This window comes from Anaeromassilibacillus sp. An172 (assembly GCF_002160515.1).
GTDB classification, from domain to species: domain Bacteria; phylum Bacillota; class Clostridia; order Oscillospirales; family Acutalibacteraceae; genus Limousia; species Limousia pullorum.
In genome coordinates this window covers 41,175-61,321 of sequence record NZ_NFKS01000013.1, presented here as the reverse complement: position 1 = coordinate 61,321, position 20,147 = coordinate 41,175, and the positions used below count along the sequence as shown (strand labels likewise).

General features: G+C 40.1%; 16 protein-coding genes and 1 tRNA gene. 7 read left to right on the top strand and 10 right to left on the bottom strand.

Translation table 11 applies throughout. The annotated features are described in order from the left end of the window. Positions 1 to 78 precede the first annotated feature (78 nt). Together B5F08_RS07595 and B5F08_RS07590 are read left to right on the top strand one after the other, a co-directional pair. Positions 79 to 1,515 carry a 4Fe-4S dicluster domain-containing protein gene (locus tag B5F08_RS07595; RefSeq protein WP_087377970.1) on the top strand — a complete coding sequence of 479 codons (1,437 nt, stop codon included), beginning with the start codon at positions 79 to 81 and terminating at the stop codon, positions 1,513 to 1,515. A gap of 198 nt (positions 1,516 to 1,713) precedes the next feature. Continuing rightward, a complete protein-coding gene (locus B5F08_RS07590; RefSeq protein WP_087377968.1) occupies positions 1,714 to 2,550 on the top strand; it encodes an HAD family hydrolase in 837 nt (278 codons plus the stop codon). Positions 2,551 to 2,599: 49 nt separating this feature from the next. Here B5F08_RS07590 and B5F08_RS07585 read toward each other — a convergent pair. Continuing rightward, a tRNA-Ser gene (locus B5F08_RS07585) sits at positions 2,600 to 2,689 on the bottom strand. A 158-nt stretch (positions 2,690 to 2,847) separates the two neighbouring features. On the opposite strand from B5F08_RS07585, the gene B5F08_RS07580 reads away from it, so the two are divergent. Further along, positions 2,848 to 3,780: a magnesium transporter CorA family protein gene (locus B5F08_RS07580; protein ID WP_087377967.1), complete on the top strand. Its 933-nt coding sequence runs from the start codon at positions 2,848 to 2,850 to the stop codon at positions 3,778 to 3,780. A gap of 43 nt (positions 3,781 to 3,823) precedes the next feature. Here the strand turns inward: B5F08_RS07580 and B5F08_RS07575 are convergent, their stop codons facing one another. Continuing rightward, entirely contained in the window at positions 3,824 to 4,135 is a 312-nt protein-coding gene (locus tag B5F08_RS07575; protein ID WP_087377965.1) for a rhodanese-like domain-containing protein, read from the bottom strand. Positions 4,136 to 4,255: 120 nt separating this feature from the next. After that, positions 4,256 to 5,566, bottom strand: a complete 1,311-nt coding sequence (locus B5F08_RS07570; protein WP_087377963.1) for a glycosyltransferase family 2 protein — start codon at positions 5,564 to 5,566, stop codon at positions 4,256 to 4,258. Between the two features lie 216 nt (positions 5,567 to 5,782). Here B5F08_RS07570 and B5F08_RS07565 point away from each other — a divergent pair, with 216 nt between their 5' ends. Genes B5F08_RS07565 through B5F08_RS07555 form a run of 3 tightly spaced genes read left to right on the top strand, consistent with a single transcriptional unit; the run spans position 5,783 to position 8,892 of the window. Beyond that, entirely contained in the window at positions 5,783 to 6,490 is a 708-nt protein-coding gene (locus B5F08_RS07565; protein WP_087377961.1) for a response regulator transcription factor, read from the top strand. After that, positions 6,487 to 8,583, top strand: a complete 2,097-nt coding sequence (locus tag B5F08_RS07560; protein ID WP_087377959.1) for a sensor histidine kinase — start codon at positions 6,487 to 6,489, stop codon at positions 8,581 to 8,583. The genes B5F08_RS07565 and B5F08_RS07560 overlap by 4 nt, the downstream gene beginning before the upstream one ends. A 27-nt stretch (positions 8,584 to 8,610) precedes the next feature. Next, positions 8,611 to 8,892: a DUF6506 family protein gene (locus tag B5F08_RS07555; RefSeq protein ID WP_087377957.1), complete on the top strand. Its 282-nt coding sequence runs from the start codon at positions 8,611 to 8,613 to the stop codon at positions 8,890 to 8,892. An 87-nt stretch (positions 8,893 to 8,979) separates the two neighbouring features. Here the strand turns inward: B5F08_RS07555 and B5F08_RS07550 are convergent, their stop codons facing one another. The 7 genes from B5F08_RS07550 to B5F08_RS07520 form a co-directional block, all read right to left on the bottom strand. After that, positions 8,980 to 10,932 carry a beta-galactosidase gene (locus B5F08_RS07550; RefSeq protein ID WP_087377997.1) on the bottom strand — a complete coding sequence of 651 codons (1,953 nt, stop codon included), beginning with the start codon at positions 10,930 to 10,932 and terminating at the stop codon, positions 8,980 to 8,982. A gap of 354 nt (positions 10,933 to 11,286) precedes the next feature. Beyond that, positions 11,287 to 12,321 (bottom strand): LacI family DNA-binding transcriptional regulator, encoded by a 1,035-nt coding sequence (locus tag B5F08_RS07545; protein WP_087377955.1) that lies wholly within the window; start codon positions 12,319 to 12,321, stop codon positions 11,287 to 11,289. 99 nt (positions 12,322 to 12,420) lie between these two features. Continuing rightward, complete coding sequence (locus tag B5F08_RS07540; RefSeq protein WP_087377953.1) at positions 12,421 to 14,172, bottom strand: Rqc2 family fibronectin-binding protein; 1,752 nt, start codon at positions 14,170 to 14,172, stop codon at positions 12,421 to 12,423. A gap of 320 nt (positions 14,173 to 14,492) precedes the next feature. After that, positions 14,493 to 14,975 carry a 23S rRNA (pseudouridine(1915)-N(3))-methyltransferase RlmH gene (gene rlmH, locus B5F08_RS07535; RefSeq protein WP_087377951.1) on the bottom strand — a complete coding sequence of 161 codons (483 nt, stop codon included), beginning with the start codon at positions 14,973 to 14,975 and terminating at the stop codon, positions 14,493 to 14,495. Positions 14,976 to 14,988: 13 nt separating this feature from the next. Continuing rightward, positions 14,989 to 15,777, bottom strand: a complete 789-nt coding sequence (locus B5F08_RS07530) for an MBL fold metallo-hydrolase (protein WP_087377949.1) — start codon at positions 15,775 to 15,777, stop codon at positions 14,989 to 14,991. Positions 15,778 to 16,066: 289 nt separating this feature from the next. Then, complete coding sequence (locus tag B5F08_RS07525) at positions 16,067 to 17,356, bottom strand: UDP-N-acetylglucosamine 1-carboxyvinyltransferase (protein ID WP_087377947.1); 1,290 nt, start codon at positions 17,354 to 17,356, stop codon at positions 16,067 to 16,069. Between the two features lie 308 nt (positions 17,357 to 17,664). Continuing rightward, positions 17,665 to 19,200 (bottom strand): YifB family Mg chelatase-like AAA ATPase, encoded by a 1,536-nt coding sequence (locus B5F08_RS07520; RefSeq protein ID WP_087377945.1) that lies wholly within the window; start codon positions 19,198 to 19,200, stop codon positions 17,665 to 17,667. 187 nt (positions 19,201 to 19,387) lie between these two features. On the opposite strand from B5F08_RS07520, the gene B5F08_RS07515 reads away from it, so the two are divergent. Next, entirely contained in the window at positions 19,388 to 19,969 is a 582-nt protein-coding gene (locus B5F08_RS07515) for a sigma-70 family RNA polymerase sigma factor (protein ID WP_087377943.1), read from the top strand. The last annotated feature ends 178 nt before the right edge of the window (positions 19,970 to 20,147 follow it).

The following is a 20,147-nucleotide window of genomic DNA, read 5'->3' as shown; positions in this document are numbered from 1 at the left end:
ATTAAAATCCCTTTTTGAAATTTCCAAAACAAAAAGTGAGGAAACGAAAATCAACTGAGAAGGAAGGCGGTTTATTAAATGAGAAAATTTGATACTAAGGTTCAATATCTGAAGTATAAGGTACTCAGAGAGGTTGCAAGACACGCCTACAACGATACCCTTGTAGAGAGCTTTAACGATATTGCAAAGGTTATTGTTAAGGACAAGCCTACAATGCGCTGCTGTATCTACAAAGAGAGAGCAATCGTTGCAGAGAGAATTAAGCTTGCAACAGGCGGCGACAAGAGCAATCCTAACGTAATTGAGGTTATCTCCATTGCCTGCGACGAGTGTCCTATGGGCGGTTACGAGGTTACAAACGCCTGCCGTGGATGTCTTGCCCACAGATGTGAAGACGTATGTAAGAGAGGCGCTATCACATTTGACGACCAGAAGAGAGCTATTATAGATAAAACAAAGTGCGTAGAGTGCGGACAGTGCGCTAAGGTTTGCCCATACGGCGCTATCCTCAACTTTAAGCGTCCATGCGAGAGAGCATGTAAGGTTAAGGCTATTTCAATGGACGAGAACAAGGCAGCAGCAATCGATAATTCAAAGTGTATTTCCTGCGGCGCCTGCGTATATCAGTGCCCATTCGGTGCTATTATGGACAAGTCCTTCATCCTTGACGTTATCAAGATGATAAAAGAGTCCCAGGCAGACGGCAAAACAAAGGTTTACGCTGTTGTTGCTCCTTCAATCGCCAGCCAGTTCAGCTATGCAAAGCTTGGCCAGGTAATCACAGGTATTAAGGAACTCGGTTTCTATACAACAATCGAGGCTGCATTGGGCGCAGATATGGTAGCATATGCAGAGGGCGCAGAGCTTGTAGAAAAGGGCTTCCTCACCAGCAGCTGCTGTCCTGCTTTTGTTGACTACATCCACAAGAGCTTCCCGGGCCTCAACGACAAGATTTCACACAACCTTTCACCTGCTGCTACAATCTCCAAGTACATCAAGAACATTGATGAGAACGCAAAGATTGTATTTATCGGACCGTGCACAGCAAAGAAAATGGAATTCCAGCTTGAGCATGTAAGACCATACATAGACTCCGTTATCACTTTCGAGGAGCTTCAGGCATTGTTCGACAGCAGAGATATCGATATCACAACACTTCAGGAAACTCCGCTTGACAACGCTTCCTACTTCGGAAGAATCTTTGCAAGAAGCGGCGGTCTTGCAGACGCAGTTAAGCAGTCCCTCAAGGAGCAGGGTCTTGACGAAAACTTCCAGCTTAAGGCTGTTTCCTGCGACGGTATCGAAGAGTGCAAAACTGCACTTCTCAGAGCTAACAAGGGTGTTTCACCTTACAACTTTATCGAGGGTATGGCTTGCGTTAACGGCTGTATCGGCGGCGCAGGATGCCTCACCCACGGCGAAAAGAACAAGAAGCTTGCAGACGATTACGGCAGAGAGGCTTATGAGAAGAGCATTTCTGACGCTATCAGCGTGCTTGACAGATCAAAGTTCTAATTAACCAGAATTTATAATCTTGAATAAAATAACAGCGGCACAGTCTAAGGCTTTGCCGCTGTTATAATTCTGTTGTTTTATGTGATATTACAAAGGGTATTTACAGTTTGTTTTAAATTATATTATAGCATCACATAAACCAGCAAATATTAAAATTTATGTCCGAAATTTCTGCGGATAAAAAACGGAGGGAGTCCCATGAAAATTAAAGCTGTTTTTTCAGACCTTGACGGAACACTGCTCATTGACAATTTTAAAACTTCACAGGAAAACATCGACGCCATAACTGCGGCTTTAAACAGCGGTATTGATTTTATACCCACAACCGGCCGTGCAATATCCGATGTTCCCCAACAGTTAAAATCCGTGGAAAAAATCAGAAATTTCATTCTCACCAACGGCGCCACCGTATTTGACAGACAGAAAAACATTATTCTTTATAAGAATTATATTTCCTGTAAAGACGCACTTGAGCTTATGTCCACCGAAGGGGCTTCTAAATGCTGTGTAATGGCTTTTCTTGACGGTCAGGTACATTATCAAAAGGACTGGGAAAAACGTCTTGCAGGCTCTCCTGTTTGCCCTGATGTGGCAGAGTTTTTAATGTACGGATGTAAAGAGGTTGAAAACCTTTACGAGTACGTAAAAAACAGAAATAAAAGCGTTGAGAAAATAACCTTCTTCTTCACCGATTTGGATAACAGAATAGATGTAATAAACAATACACTGCTTTTAGAGGAGTTTGAGCTTTCCTACACCCTGGAGCTTAACCTTGAGATAACAAACAAAGGCGTAAACAAAGCAAACGGTGTAAAGGAATTCTGCAAAATAAAAGGTTACTCAATGGACGAAATAGCTGTTATCGGCGACAGCGGAAACGATATCGAGATGCTTTCACTGACAAAAAATTCCTACGCTGTGGAAAACGCCGTAGAAAAAGCAAAGCTTGCGGCAAATTATTCTGCGCCAAGAAATACAGAAAGCGGCGTGGCATGGGTTATAAACAAAATATTAAAGGAAAACGCACTTGATTAAACAAGTGCGTTTTTAGCATAAAAAAACCGCTGAAAAATCAGCGGTTTTATGGCGGAGAGAAGGGGATTTGAACCCCTGGTACGGTAACCCGTACACATGATTTCCAATCATGCTCCTTCGGCCTCTCGGACATCTCTCCATCAGTGGCTTACTCGCCTATTATACACTAATAAACCACTATATGTCAAGCATATTTTTATTTTTTTATTAAATATCTTATAATCCGAATTTTTTACAGGATATTTACAGCTCAATCGGAAAAGCTGTGCTATAATTATAAAAAAGGGCGTGATAAATATGACCGAATATATTTTCAATACAAACAAGGGAACACTCTCCGGATTTCCTCAGGAAGAGGATTTTCCAGCTCACAGAGCAAACAAAAGAGTTTCTGTGATGAGCTCAAAGGAATTTAAAATTATAAGCGAAAACTACCCTCACTGTGATTACCTGCTGTCGGACGTGGAAAATATAAAGCATTGCAGGTCGGACGCCTTTTCCGACTGTATTTTGGGAACAATCAAAACTCCCACTTTCCCCTATGATGAAAACCCTCAGCAGACCTTCGGCTTTTATTTGGGCAAGGATGAGATTATTTTCATCTCGGACAATCAGGAAATAAACAGCATATTTTTACGACTGGAAAAACACACCTTTGGAAAAAGCTCACTTGTAAAATTTTTCTTGGGAGTTTTGGAGTACCTGATAAGAAACGATTCCATCTATCTTCAAAATATAGAGGACGAGCTTTCAAAGCTTGAAGAAAGTCTTTTAAGCACTATCCCCCAGAATTTTTACGAGGACATTCTCAGATACAGAAAAATTCTTTCAAAACTTCATGCCTATTACGACCAGCTCACCGACTTGGGACAGGACATGGAGGAAAACTTCTCCGGCATACTTTCACCGGAGGAATGTGCCTTGTGGCAGGTGTACACAAACAGAACCGAAAGACTTCATAATCACACGGAAAGACTTATTGAATACCTTTTGCAAATACGTGAGCTTTATCAGTCCCAGCTTGCCGCACAGCAAAACAAGGTTATAACCTTTCTCACCGTTGTCACAACCATCTTTCTCCCCCTCACCCTTATTGCAGGATGGTACGGTATGAACTTTTCCAACATGCTTGCCTTTAAATGGAATTACGGCTATTTGGCAGTGATTATTCTAAGCGTCATTATAATTGTGGCAGAGATAATCTACTTTAAGAAAAAGAAAATGCTTTAAAAAAAGGGAAACAAGGCTCTGCGTCTTGTTTCCCTTTTAGTTATTATCTTTCTATATTTCCTCTGTAGCTCATGATACCGCCCGCATTGATACAGTCATAGCCATGTTTTTTCAGATATCCGCAGGCGACTGTACTTCTTGCTCCGCTGTGGCAGTAAACATAATATTTTTTAGATTTATCAAGTGAAGCATTTTCCAGGCTGTCAAGCGGAACATTTACTGCTCCGGGAACTCTGCCGTCGAAAAACTCCTCAGGTGTTCTCACATCGAGAATTACACCGCTGCTGTCTTTTCTTGCCTCGTCCATAATCAAATCAAAATTATTGTTTCCACCGAATATATTAAAAAATCCCATATTTACACTTCCTTTTGCTTTTATGGATAAATTATACACAAAATCCGACGGATTATCCGTAACCGGGTTACAAAAAAAGAGCTGCGTTTTTGCGCAGCTCAAATTTTTTATTATTTAATTTTAATCTACCCTTACAGAAGCAATCTTTCTTGATCTTCTCTGTTCCTGGCTTTGCTTTGCAGCTTTATACTGTTTTTTATTTACAGATCTGCTGTTTTCATTTCCGGTATGGTCTATCTGCTTCCAGGTTGTTGTGCGCTTTATTGCACAGAAAATCTGAATAGGAATCCATGTAGCCATAAATATCCAGAAGCTCAATACCCCTTTGGTTATTCCTATAGCCATTCTCGGTTTTATAAAGGAAAGAATTACGCATCCAAAAGAAAGTCCCGCATAGGAAAACGCCAAAGGAATTCCTACAAACTCAAGAATTTTCTGGAAGCCGTCGGGCTTTGTAAAACTATCTATAATAACAGGCAATGCGGTTACCACTGCAAGGAACATTGAAAGCAGCTGCACATAGGGCAGACAAAGCACCAAAAGTGCGTCCAAGAAAGCAAACTTCTTTTGTTTTCTAAAAGCCTTGAAAAACTTTGGTATGTAGAGGGCTGACACATGTAAAGTTCCGCTGGTCCAGCGTTTTCTCTGGGTAACTGACTGACCGAATTTAACAGGATGTTCATCATAAGTTAAAGCGGCAGGAACCCAGTGTACCTTTTCCCCTGCAAGAATACAATGAACAGAAAACTCAAGGTCTTCTACCAATGTCTTTGTATTCCATCCACCGATTTGATTGATAAGGTCACAGCTTACGGCAAAACCTGTACCGTTTATAAGTGCTGAAAGCTTAGCATTTGACCTTGCTCTGTTTTGAATAAAGTTTATCATTTTATAATATAACGTGTAAGAACCGGACAACCAGTTTGTGTATGGGTTTTTACTGTCTCTGTAACCCTGTGCGCATTTTGCGCCTGCACAAAAAGCGTTGTTCATTTCCGCAAGAAAGTTTTCGTCAACAATATTGTCGGCGTCAAAAACACAAATTGCGTCAAAACCGTTCATTATCTTTGGCAGCGCATGGTGAAGCACCTCTCCCTTTGTTTTTACAGGAACAGTGCAGTGAACAATCTCGGCACCATGTCTTCTTGCCACCTCTTCCGTATTATCAGTACAATTATTAGGAACTACAAAAATTTTGTAAAGTTCTTTGGGATATTTTTGCGAACACAAACTGTCAACCAACTTGCCGATTACAGCGGCCTCATTTCTGGCTGCAATTACAACGGCAAATTTCTTTTCAGGCGCTGAAGCTTTATACCTTACTTCTTTTTTCAAGGAAAATAGAGCTACGATTAAAAAGTAAAAGCCCATAACAGTAAGAGGTATCCCTATAACCATCGCAGCGTCCACAAAAAAATCGACCCAATTCATCACCTTGTCCTCCTTTTCTACAGTATATTATTCCATAACCACCATTATAATAATAATTTCATAAGAAATCAACCTCAATGTACTTAATTTATCAAATATCTAAAAAAAAGTCATCTGTTTTTCAAAAATTTAATAAATTCTTAATAATTGCAACCTTTAAACATACACCTGTTAAGTGGTATAATATAATCAAACAAAGCAAAGGAGCATTCTTTTATGTACAATATTTTGATTTGTGACGACGATAAATATATTGTAAAGGCGTTAAAAATATACCTTGACAATCCAGAATATAACATTTTTGAGGCTTTTAATGGAAAAGAAGCTCTTGAAATTATAGGAAGCAATGAAATCCATCTTGTGCTTATGGATATAATGATGCCGGTTGCAGACGGACTTCAAACCGCCGAAAAAATAAGAGAAAAGTATAACATGCCAATTATTTTCTTAACTGCCAAAAGCGAGGACAACGACAAGATAACAGGCCTTGAAGTCGGCGGAGACGATTACATAACAAAGCCTTTTCAGCCTGCGGAGGTCTGCGCAAGAGTTCGTTCCCAGCTTAGAAGATATCTGCGGCTGGGCGGAATTGAGAAAAAGCCACACACCATAACAATAGGAGGAATTACCCTTGACCCGGATTCAAAGAAAGTGACAGTTGACGGAGAACCGGTACAGCTAACCTCCACACAATATACTATATTAAAACTCTTTATGGAAAATCCCGGAAAAACATTTTCCTCAAAAGAAATTTATCATCATATCTGGAACGAGGACACATCCTCTCCCGGTCAGACAATAGCAGTTCACATAAGACATTTGAGAAAAAAGATAGAAATAAATCCGGAAGAGCCCATGTACATAAAGGTTTTATGGGGACATGGGTATGTATTCGGATTTGACGAAAGGGGAAATAAAATATGAAGAACTTTGTTTCCAACTCCGCTGTAAAAATAATATGCGTAATTCTCACTCCTGTTATCTCCTATATGGCTATATTCTCCATAATCGCCACAATGACAAACATAAATCAGGATTTTTACAATGATGATGAAACCGCCGAACAACCAAATTACATTACAAAAGAGGATTACCAAATGCATTCTTTTTTGGAAAGCGACCAGTGCATGGAGCTTTTAACAGACGATGCTTACAACATATGCTCTTTGTTTTCAGCATATCAAATGGTGGATTCCTCTTATCTTGCAAGCTATTCAGCGGATAGATCCAATTTGCAGGTACTTGTATATTCAGCTAAGGATAATACCAACACATCCCTTTATTTTAACAATCGTCTTCAAATTTCAGAAGGTCTGTCCACCGTGGTTGAAATGACAGCTTCCTACGACCCGGAAACAACCATTATCACAAAGCTTGTTCTTGACAGAGAGCTTAAAAATGACGACAAATACAAAGCGGCGTTTGAGTCCTATGCCTATATGAAGGATTACCACAATGTTTTTGTTGCTGCTTCTATTATCTTTTCACTTTTGTTTATTGTTCTTTTGATTTTCCTGTGTGCAGGAGTAGGCCACAAAAAGAACAGCGATACCATATTTCTCAATTTTTACAACAGAATACCAATCGAAATAATTTTAGCAGTATACATAGCTGCGCTGTTTTTCACAGCAAGGGGAATCGCCGAAATTTACATGATGCCATACCGTTACGACGGATTAAAGCCACTGCTTCCGCAGACTGCGCTGCTATCGGTTCCGCCTTTTCTTATTGTAAATATTATACTTGTGCCATTTATAGTGTCCATGGCGGCAAGAATAAAGGCGTCCACAAACAAGGTTCTGCCATTCTGGAAAAATTTCCTTATCCCCAGACTTATTCATTTTATATGTGTACAGGCAAAGAAAGCGGCGATTTTTATTGTAAAAAATTCTTCCGCCGTGTTTGTGGGAATACTCAGTTTTCTTATCTACATAATTGTAAATATGTTTTTAATATTTTCGTTGGCAAGCCTAAAAGGAGTTTCCGTATTTCTCACCATTGCCTTTAACATAGGCGTTTTGATATTTATCTGTCTTTTCCTTTCAAACCTGGACAGACTGAGAAAGGAAACCCAAGCCCTTGAAAAAGGAGAATACGCACTTACAGACAGCAATTCCTATATGCTGTTTTTCAGAAAATTCGCCGAGTCCCTTAACCACACAAAGGAGGGAATGTCCGTCGCTCTTGAGAAAAGCATAAAAAGCGAGCGTTTTAAAACTGAGCTTATAACCAATGTTTCCCACGACCTGAAAACCCCGCTGACCTCTATAATAAATTATGTTGACCTTATGAAAAATGAAGACCCAAACAGTCCCAAGTCAAAGGAATACCTTGACATTCTGGACAAACAATCAAAAAGGCTCAAGCATCTTATTGAAGACCTTATAGAGGTTTCAAAAGCTTCTACAGGCAACGTAAAGGCAGAGCTTTCGGAAATAGACATAGAGGAATTTTTATCTCAGGTAAACGGAGAATTTTTCGACAGATTTGAAAATTCCCAGCTAACCGCAGTTACAGAACACAACGTTAGAAATCTCAAAATAACCGCAGACGGAACCTTGCTTTGGAGAGTTTTCAACAATCTTTATTCAAACATCTGCAAATACTCTTTGCCGGGAACAAGAGTTTATATATCCACAAGACTGAACGGAACAAATGCGGAAATAACAGTAAAAAATATCTCCGCACAGCCTTTAAACATAACCGCCGAAGAGCTTACGGAAAGATTTGTGCGAGGCGACAGCTCAAGAAATACCGAGGGAAGCGGCTTGGGACTTTCAATAGCCAAAAGCCTTACGGAAACCCAAAACGGAACCTTTGAAATAAAAATCGACGGCGACCTTTTCAAAGTTGTACTTAACTTCCCTGTCTTTGCCGTAAAAAACGAGCCGGCACTTACAGAGGATTACGAGCTGTTGGGAGAAGAAATCAAAATATCAAACTCCAAATCCCATGAAAAGAATATGGATTTCATAGAAATAAACAACGATGATATATGGACTAAAGACGGCTTTTAAGCCGATGTTCTGAAAGGATGATAAAAAATGAAATTTGCTTTTATAATAATGGGAGATTTTGAATATCCAAAGGATAAGCAGTCAATTCATAATGGAACCGCCCAGATAATCGGCGTTAAAAATCTTCAGGAAGCCTGTGAGGAGAGCAAAAAGCTTTTACAAAAGGGCATAGACTGCATAGAGCTGTGCGGAGCCTTTGGAGAAGAGGGCGCAAAAGCGGTGATAAAAGCCACCGAAAACCTTATTCCCGTTGGATATGTAACCCACCTGCCCATGCAGGACGATCTTTACAAAAAGACTTTTTCCTAAACCAAACATACATGAAACCAAAGCGCCGCAGGTCACTGATCTGCGGCGCTTTGGTTTTTATGAGGTTATTCAAATATATTTTATCAATTACTTAATAGGTATAATCTTTGTTTCAAAGGCTTCAAGCTTCATTCCGTCCACATCAACCTCAAAATCGTTGTGGTTGATTATCATTTTAATTTTTCCGCTGTCGTCGCCTCTTACAGCTATTTCTATATTTTCAGGTGATACAATGTATTCTATATTTTCATCACGGATAATATTTTTCATTATTTTTTTAATTGTTTCTCTGTCAGGAGTGCATCCGAAATAGTATACGGTTCCCTTGCCATAGCTGTTTTTGGTTATTGCGGAATATTCGTCATAGAACTTATCGCCGTACTTGTAAAGAGATTCTGCACCTTTGCAAACCAGCATATCTCTGAAAACTCCGCCTGTTCCCTTTTCGCCAAGGTATTCACCATTTCCGCAGATTGGGAAAGCGTCATAGCTTTGTAAACTCTCTGTTTCCTCTACATACACGCCTGCAAAGTCATCAAAGTTCACCGGTAAAATTTTGTTAAGCACAAGGTTGTTGTCCTTATCCTTTACAGCGGTTCTGTATGTCATAACCACTGTACCGCCGTTTTGGGCAAACTCTCTCAGCTTCTTTTCAAACTCTTCCTTATACACTATCATCTGAGGAACTATAACCACCTTGTAATCGCTTATATCCTCTCGTGCATTTATAACATCAACATTTATATTAAGCTCATAGAAAGGTCTGAAAAGCTTTTTCATCTCTTCCATATTGTTCAGTGTCTGGCTTTGACGCTGTATTCTAAAGGCTGCCAAGGAATCGTAATCGTAAAGAATTGCCACATCGCTTTTTATAGGTGTAGTAAGTTCTTTTTCGTAATTCTTTACATCCTTAAAAAGACTCTGAACTTCATAGAACTTTCTTTTCTTTAAATTGTCTGCGTCTATTATTCCGTAGCAGAACTGCTCTGCGCCCTTTGTAGCGCCTCTGTATCTGAAATAGAGCAATGACTCACAGCCTCTTGCCAATCCCTGATATGACCACATTTTAGCCTGGTTAGGTCTTGGCAAAAATCCTGTTATGTCGTGACCCTGTGCGCCCATAATCGCTTCTGTAATCCAGAAATTCTGTCTTTTTAAACCTCTTATATAGTCCAGCGCAAAAGCTATCTCGAAAGGAGCAAGAGGTTCTTTCTGTCCGCCCCACACCGGATAATTATTGTAGGCGACAACATCAAGATTTTTTGCAACTTCTGAATAATCCATATGCTTTTCAAGACCGCCGCCGGGGAAATCGTGAATAACAGTTACATCGCCGCAGATTTCTTTAAGGAGCTTAACCTGAAATTCAGCATAATTTACTATGCTTTTGTTTCTGAATCTCTCCCAATCCATTCTCAAAGATGGGTTGTGTGTAGTGATTGTTGCCATAGGTGTTGGAATTTCTGAAAAATCGTTGTATTCCTGTGACCAAAAAGCTGTTCCGTAGGTTTCGTTGAGCTTGTCTATATCGCCGTTAAATTTATCTGAAAGAAACTTTCTGAAAGCTTCCTGACAGTTTTTGCAGTAGCACACGTCGCTGCCCTCATGGCCAAGCTCGTTATCTATCTGCCATGCAACAATGGCTTCTTCTCCCTTATAATGGCTTACCATTTCACGGATAATTTTTTCCGAATACTCGTAAAGCACCGGACTGTTAAAGCAGTAAACATGTCTGCCGCCGAAAACTCTCTTCTGACCGTTTTCAAACTCGGAAAGAATATCAGGGTGTTTCTTTGCAAGCCATGCGGGGATTGTAGCGGTAGGTGTTCCCATAATCACCTTTATTCCCCTGGCTTTCGCCTTTTCAATAACCATATCGAAGAAAGAAAAGTCGTATTGTCCCTCTGTTTTCTCCATAAGATGCCAAGCAAATTCAGCAATTCTTATGACGTTTCCGCCCATTTCCACGATATTGTCCAAATCGCTGTCAATCATAGATTTGTCCCACTGTTCAGGATAATAATCAACACCTAACCACATAATAAAGTCCTCCTTTTCTGCTTTTAGAGCTGTCATTGTTTATCACCTATATATTACAAAACAAATCACTGAAAGTAAAGTAAAACGTAAATCATTATAATTACAAAAATAATTTTTCATCGCTTTGTTTAGTAAATATTTTACCATATTCAACCGCCTATTTACAGGTTGAAATCAGTATATATCCTTTGTTTTAATATACAGTAAGCAGCACACGCTGTAATTTACATAAGAATAATACCACAAAGCTTTTTATTAGTCAATGGTTTTAAACTAAATTATTTACTAAATTTAGTAAATTTTTTTCAAAAGAAAAACCGCAGTTCAAAAAACGAACCACGGTTGCTTTGTATTTTATCCCTGAACATCAGAAATAAAACGCACGCTGTTTCTGTCTATAAGCTCGCAGGGAATTACGATTTTCTGGACATGATTGTCGCCGTTCCACAGCTTTTTCATGCATGAAATAGCGGACTTCACGTTATCTCTTATATGAACCTCGATTGAGGTAAGGGGCGGGTCTGCAAACTCGGAAAGACTTGTATTGTTAAATGTTATTATACTTAAATCCTCCGGAATTCTCAGTCCCTCTTCCTTGATAGCCTTTATTGCACCTGTAGCTATTGCGTCGCTGGCAATAAACAAAGCTGTTGGCAGATTATCCCTATTGCGAACGATAAATTCTTTCATTTTTTCATATCCGCTTTTTGAATTCATCGCCGAATCTATTATCATATTTTCATCATAATATCCGCTGTCTATCATTGAAAAACGATAATAATAAAGACGGGAGTCAAGTGTCGGTTCCTTAGTATCTCCGTAAGTATAGTTTTCTCCAATAAAAGCTATTTTCTTATGGCCGTGCTCACGAAAATGGCGCATAGCCAGTCTTAACGCCAAATGGTAGTTAGGAACTATACTGTAATACTTCTGCTCGTCGTGGGAGGAATCCAGAAACACGATTTTATCTGTGTATTCGTAAAATCCCTCAACCTCGTCCGGCGTAAATTTGCCTATTGCGATAATTCCGTCGATTTTATAATCATCGGTTTTTACAAATCTTCTGGTGAGGTCACGGAACATTGTAACCGTATTTATTTTTTCAGAAAAACATTCCTCTTCAAGGGCGTTTTTCATAATAAGATAATAGACATCCTCCATCTGCTCGGAAATCTCAAACATCTGGGCAATGCCTATACGTCTTGCCCCAACCTCAGCTTCCACAGAATATCTTTGTCCCACCGTTTTATAGCCAAGCTGTGCGGCGGCGGCAAAAATCTTTTGCTTTGTATCATCAGATACGCTGAGTGTATTGTCCTTATTTAATACCCTTGAAACAGTGGAAACGGACACCTCTGCTATTTTCGCTATATCTTTTAATGTTGCCATAACAATCACCTTACTTCTTAAAAAGCAGTCTCTTTAAGTTCTATGAAAATTATACTACATTTAAAAACAACACTCAATATTTTACTAAATAAATTTATTTTATTTTTCGTCCTCGCCTATTTTTGACTTCGGCTCAACATAAAGAGTTTTGTTGTTGACATAAATAACCATTCCCGGCTTTGCTCCTGCCGGTTTCTTTACATATCTTACCCTTGTATAATCTACAGGAACCTTTGAGCTTTCCCTTGCTTTGCTGTGATATGCAGCAAGGCTTGCCGCTTCAACAAGCGTTCTGTCTGGGATTTCCTCTCCGTCGGACTCAATTATAACATGGGAACCGTGTATATCCTTGGTGTGAAGCCACATATCATTATTGTTTGCCTGCTTCAAGGTAAGCTGGTCGTTTTGCTTATTGTTTCTGCCCACAAGGATTTTATAGCCGTCTGATGATTTATATTCCAAAGGTGGCAAAGCTGCCGGCGGTTTTCTCTTGCCCTTAGGCTCTTTTATATATCCCTGTTCTGAAAGCTCCAAACGAATCTGAGAAAGCTCCCTTTCGCTTTCCGCTCTTTCAAGCTCGTCGGAAACTGCGTCGATATACTCAAGCTCTTCCATTGCCTTTTCAATATATTCTTTCAGATATTTTTCCGCTGTTTTCGCCTTTCTATAATCACGGTAATATCTCTGAGCATTTACCGACGGTGACAAAGCCGGGTCAAGCTCTATTGTAATAGGCTTCATTTCCGGGTCGTAGAAATTTTCCACTGTAACGGAATTTGCGCCCCTTTCAATTCTATAGAGATTAGCCTGGAGCAAATCGCCTTTTATTCTCAGCTCTTCTCTATTTTCGCACTGCTGAAGCTGAGCTTTTTGCAGATTGATTTTCTTTGAAAGTCTTTCCGTAATATTCACAAGCAGTCGATGCAAGTCCTTGGACTTCACCTTCATGCGTTCTGCGCTGTCACGTGTGCTGTAATATGTGTCCAGAAGCTCACCGAAGGACTGACACTTCTTTATTTCCACTGCGTCCCCATACTGCTTTGGGCACATAAAAGAAAAATCAAAAGCGTTATTTCCCTCTTTTATCAAAATATAAGGTTCGCCGCTGACATTTTCTGCGGTATTTTTCAAATCCTCAACGGCATTTACAAGGCTTTGAAAATTCTTTTCCTCATAAAGACTTCCGGAAAAGAAGTCGCCGAAAGCTCTATACTCAACCTCTCGGCTTACAACAGGTGAAATACCCTGAATTGAAGCGATAACCGCCTTTGAAACAGAACCGCCTGAATAATTTTCCTTTATTCTCTCGCAAATCTTTTCCGCTTCACTGCTCAAAATATTGAGCTTATCCTGAGGCGGCGGAAGCTCGTATCTCAAGCCCGGCAACACAAGTCTCTGAGAAGAAACGGTCATATCAACCCTTTTTAAAGAGTCAATAATAATTCCATCTTCATCTATTATTATGACGTTACTGTACTTACCCATAATTTCAGCCGCCACGGTGATTTTCACCTTATCGCCCAGCTCATTTACCGCCTCGAAATCAAGGAACAGTATTCTTTCCAGTTCCGGTTGGCGCACGTCTACAAGCTTACCGCTTCCCAATTTCTTTCTAAGAAGCATACAAAGCATAGGCGGAACCGGAGGATTTTCCGGCGCAAAGCGTGTAAAACTCACTCTCGGCGAATTTGCCCTTGCGGAAAGGAGAATTTTTCTCGTTCCCTCCATCGTTCTTATTGCCATAATTATTTCATCTCTATTGGGCTGGTGAATCTGTGTAATTCTTCCGCCCAAAGCCTGGTCTTTTATCTCTTTAGCTATATGCCTTAAAAATATACCATCCAGTGCCACACTTTCCCCTCCTATTTCTTTTATATCCGACGGGGATAGGTTCAGCTTAAAATAGGCTCCCGTTTTCCGTCGGGCGAGACCTTTTCCTCTATCTTTGGAATGTTTCGCACTTATTTAACTATTTATTTTTCTTTTATGTAATTATCTATAACGGTTGGGTTTATTTTTTATTTAACATCATAACATATCAACTCTTTGAATTTATATCAAAATCAAACGTAAATGAAAGAATATCAATCCACCTAACAAAACAAACCTCTATCCGCCGCACGAACGACCGGTGACTGTTCAAGAGAAGCCCTCCAAGGCGGAGCTAAAAATCATTTGTGGTATTTGGTGTGGGAAGAGATTTGGAAGGAGCGGTAGATTTGTTCCGTGAGCATTACACGGGCGAGCTGGTGAGGGAAAGTCATTCTTCCCATGGAAATTTTAGCGTTGCTGAGACCTTTCAGCTTTTGGCTTATTCCCCATGAACCGCCTATGATGAAATCTATTGAGCTGAAACCCTCCACCGAGGCTTTTTCAATCATCTGAGAAAGTTCCTCTGATGATATTATTTTCCCCTCAATACACATTGAAACCACAAAGGAATTTTTCTTGAGCTTGCTTTCTATTCTTTCACCCTCGTGGACGATTGTGTTTTGAATTTGGCTGTCAGATGGGTTGTCCGAGATTTTCTCTTCGTTTACCTCTATGATATTAAACTTACAAAAAGCTGAAAGCCTTTTTTCATATTCGGCAATGGCCTGCGTCCAGTATTTTTCCTTGAGTTTTCCTACACAAATTATGTTAACGGTGAGCATAAAACACCTCTTATCAGTATATGAACTTCTTTCCCATTGTAACTTCCGGAGCAACGTCAAGGGTAAAGTCCTTGTCCGGTTTCATTCCCATCTGTAAAAATTCGCACATTGCGGTTTGATAGGCAAGCTCGGGAGTATTGTTTTCACGGCTTAAATGAGCAAGCAAAAATCTCACTGTTCCCTTTTGGGCTAGGTTTGCTATTTCCTGAGCGCAGGAAATATTTGAAAGATGTCCCACGTCGGAAAGTATTCTTCTTTTCAGCACATAGGGATAAGGACCGCATCTCAGCATATTTATATCGTGGTTGGACTCAACAACGCAGAAATCGCTTTCGCCCAGCTTTTTTCTCACATCATCTGTCATATATCCCATATCTGTAGCGACGGTGCAAACTCTGCCGTCGGGAGCTGTCACTGTATAACAGCAGCTTTCTGCGGCATCGTGAGGGGTGTTTGTTCTCTCTACAAAAAATCCGCCGGCTGCTTCTCCTGTTTCAATCACCTGAGTTTTAACTCTGCCGGTAATCTTTCCGGAATTTCTCAAGGCTCTTATTGTTCCGGCGCTTCCGTAAACAGTAAGCCCCAGTTTTCTTGCAAGCACGTCAAGTCCGGAACAGTGGTCGCTGTGCTCGTGGGTAATAAAAACGCTGTGTATTCTTTTTACATCAATCTCGTTGTCCTCAAGGGCAGTAACTATCTGTTTACAGCTTCGTCCTGCGTCAATGAGTATTCCCTCGCCGGAACACTCTATACAATAACTGTTACCCTTACTTCCACTGAAAAGCGGCACAATCTTAGCCACTCATTTTCCTCCTTTTTTAGTTCCGCCTTACAAGGGTTCATATATCATATTACTTCCTCCATGCGGCGGATTTATGTTTGGTATATCAATTATATTTCTCTATTTTAACCCTATCGCTTTGTCGTGTTTGTTTTATCATAAAAGGTTTATGTAAGCAATATGGGATTCCAAAGGGACCACCGTCCCTTTGGCAGGAAGTTTGAAGGACGGAGTCCTTCATGGAAATCTTTATAAAATTAAAAATAGGGATACAAACGTATCCCCGGAAATCACATAAATATAAATTTAATTATGCGGTCACAACAACCGTTTCAGGGTCGAACTTTTTCCTGATATCAGCTCCAAGGCTTCTGAATTTTTCCACTACCTCTTCGTAACCACGTTCAATGTATTCGATATTGCTTATTTCAGTGTCGCCGTCAGCGCAGAGAGCGGCAATAATCAAAGCGGCTCCTGCACGCAGGTCGGTGGCTTTTACAGGTGCAGAGTTAAGCAGTTCTCCGCCCTCAATTATAGCAATTCTTCCCTCAACAGTTATATTGGCGCCCATTCTCACAAGCTCGCCCACATACTGGTATCTGTTATCCCATACGCTTTCCTTAATTGTGCTTGTTCCGTCAACAGTTGCAAGCAAAGCTGCAAACTGAGGCTGACAGTCTGTAGGAAATCCCGGGTGAGGCATTGTCTTTATATTACAGACACGAAGATTTCCTTGGGTTGCATCCACAAGAACAGCTTCGTCATACTCTGTAATTTCAACGCCCATTTCGGAAAGCTTTGCGGTGATAGAATCAAGGTGTTTGGGAATAACATTTTTAACGAGGACCTTTCCTCTTGTTGCAGCAGCTGCTGCCATGTATGTACCGGCCTCAATCTGGTCGGGAATAATGGAGTATGTAACACCTTTAAGATAGTTTACACCTCTTACCTTAATAACGTCTGTACCGGCTCCACGGATATTTGCGCCCATGGAGTTCAAGAAGTTGGCAAGGTCAACAATATGAGGTTCCTTAGCCGCATTTTCAATTACGGTAAGACCCTCTGCCTTTACTGCCGCCAGCATAATATTCATTGTAGCACCTACTGAAACCACGTCCAGATAAATATGTGCTCCGTGAAGTTTTCTGTCTGAAGAGACCTCAACAATAGCTCCGTTCAATGTCTGAGATTTTCCGCCCATAGCGGCAAAGCCCTTGAGATGCTGGTCAATTGGTCTTACACCGAAATTGCAGCCTCCCGGCATAGCAACAGAAGCTTTATGAAATTTTCCCAGTAATGCGCCCAAAAGATAATAAGAAGCTCTCATACCTCTTACTGAATTTGAAACCGCAACCGGATATTTAATATTTCTTGCATCTATATCTAAAACATTCTTACTGACACGGGTAACATTTGCGCCCATCTCACAAAGAATTTTACCTATAAGTCTTACATCACTAATGTTTGGAACATTTTCAATTCTGCAAGGCTCGTCACAAAGAATTACTGCAGGGATTATTGCGAGAGCCGCATTTTTCGCTCCGCTGATTGAAACCTCCCCGTTAAGGTGGCATCCGCCTTTAACTATAAACTTATCCAATTGTGCACACTCCAATACTCATTAACATGGATAATGCTGTATTTTAAATTACCGCATTGCGGAAATTAAAACTTTTTCGCTGGCAGATAACAGCAATATATATACCTATAAATACCAAATTAACATCTATATAATAAAAATAACGACAGCTTATATATTCACAACACTTATTACGCATAGATAAATACATAAACCTGTCCTCGATACATAATAATATAATTATATGCTTTTGTCAATATGAAAAAGTCCGTTCGAACCTAAATTTAGCAACTTGCACTTAATTGAGGTTTTCAATTTCCGTTTTTTATTTAATCGACAATCGAAAAACGGTACTTTCTGTCTAAATTCCTGTACTGAACCGCTTCCGCAATGTGCTTTGCCTTTATACATTCGCTGTTGTCCAAATCAGCAATAGTTCTGGCAACTTTCACTATTCTGTCATAGGCTCTTGCGGAAAGCCCCATTGTTTCAAAAGCTTTTCTCAACAGGTCGTTTCCCTTTTCATCTATAATACAGAATTTCCTAAAGCTTTCTGCATCCATTTTTGCGTTGCAGGTTACTTTTGTATTTTTGAATCTTTCGTTTTGAATTTTCCTGGCGTCATTGACTCTCATCCTGATTTCTGCCGAGCTTTCACACAAAACAGAGGAAGTCAGGTCATCGTAGTCCACCGGAGGGACTTCAATATGTATATCGAACCTGTCCATAATAGGGCCTGAAACCTTGGCGGCATATCTCTGTATAGCTTTTTCGGAACAAATACATTTTTTAGTTGGATGTCCGTAATAACCGCAGGGACAGGGATTCATAGCCGCAACCACCATAATTGAACATGGATATTTCACAGTTCCCATAACCCTCGATATTGAAACATATCCGTCCTCAATAGGCTGACGAAGCACCTCAAGCGCTGAACGGGAAAACTCTGGAAATTCGTCCAAAAACAGAACTCCGTTATGGGCAAGAGAAATTTCTCCCGGATGAGGTATTGACCCTCCTCCGCTGAGTCCCACCGCCGATACGGTGTGATGAGGGGACCTGAAAGGACGTGTGGTTATAAGGGGAACATTTTCAGGCATTGTTCCGGCTATGGAATGGATTTTTGTAACCTCTATCATCTCGTCAAAGGTCATATCGGGAAGTATGGAAGGTATCCTTTTTGCCAGCATGCTTTTTCCTGAACCGGGAGGGCCAATCATTAAAACATTATGCCCACCTGCGGCGGCGATTTCCAATGCACGTTTCGCCTCAAACTGCCCCATAACATGGGAAAAATCCGGAAGATTTATCCCTATAAATTCTCTTTTTCTTTTGTACTTTACGGGGACTATCTCTTCTTTTCCTATTAGATGTCTGAAAAGAGAATAGAAATCCTTTACGGGATACACGCTTATTCCCTCAACCACGGAACCCTCCATGGCGTTTCCAACAGGGACAAAAACTCTCTTTATTCCCTTTTCTTTTGCTTTCATCACCATAGGCAGAACGCCGTTTACACGCCTTACCTCTCCACGCAGGGAAAGCTCACCCACAAATGCACAGTCGTCAATGGGAGCTTTTATGGCTCCGGTAACTTTAAGAAGCGCCACAAGTATAGGCAAATCGTAAAGCGGACCTTCCTTTCTTATATCAGCAGGGGCAAGGTTTACTGTTATTCTTGTTGTAGGAAATTCAAAACCACAGTTTTCGGCGGCGGCACGAACACGGTTGCGGCTCTCCTTTACCGCAGTATCCGGCAAGCCAACAATATCGAAAGCAGGAACTCCGTCGGAAACATCTGCTTCAACCTCGACCATAAAACTGTCCATTCCGAAAAATCCCATGCTGTTGCAGGAATACATCATAACTACCACTCCACAAACTGAATAGCTGTACAAAAATTTATAAGTCTGAACTAATTTTATCATATTTTTCATTATAAAACAATAGATTTGATTATTAAATATTTTTTAAAAGAAAAATTTTTCTTAAAGTTGACTCAGTTTATCTTTTATGGTAGAATAAAATGTAAAATTGTATTCGGAGGAAATCATGTCAGAAAATCAGCATGAAAAAAATTTAAGGGAACTGAGCGACGCCCAGCTTGCAAAGCTTATCCAAGATGGCGACGAATCAGCCTTTAACGAAATTTTCAAAAGATATATAAGACTTATATTCTCTATAGCCTCAAAATATTCGGCGGAAAGCTTTGAAAAGTCAGATTTTGTTCAGGAAGGACTTATCGGTCTGCTTTCAGCTTGCAGAACATTCGATGAAAACGCAGGGGCTTCATTTAAAAACTACGCCTCTCTTTGTGTTGAAAGAAGATTTATTTCAATAATAAAAAAGGCTTCACAACGCAAAGATACCGCACAAAACGGAGTTGTTTCTATTTACGATTTGGAGTTAACCGCAGACAGCTCATCCGACCCGGAGGAAATCGTGCTTTCAAAGGAATTTTTGCAGTCATCCTATAAAAAATTCCGTGAAAAGCTTTCTAAGCTTGAATATGAGGTTTTTTTGCAGTATATGAGCGGTGCAAAATATGCGGAAATATCAGAAAATTTAAACATAACTGAAAAAGCCGTTGACAACGCCTTGCAGAGAATTAAAAAGAAAATGTCTGAAAACTAAACTGTCGGTTACTGAATCTGTTTCAAACCGGCAGTTTTTCTCTGTTTACAGAAAATTTACTTCTTTTTGATAGCCTTTAAAACAGAGTTTTCGTTATAATAAAGACGAAACAGGACAAAGCACACATAAATATAACGCTTCCCCCTGTATATCTAAAGCTTATAACTTATATTTTGAA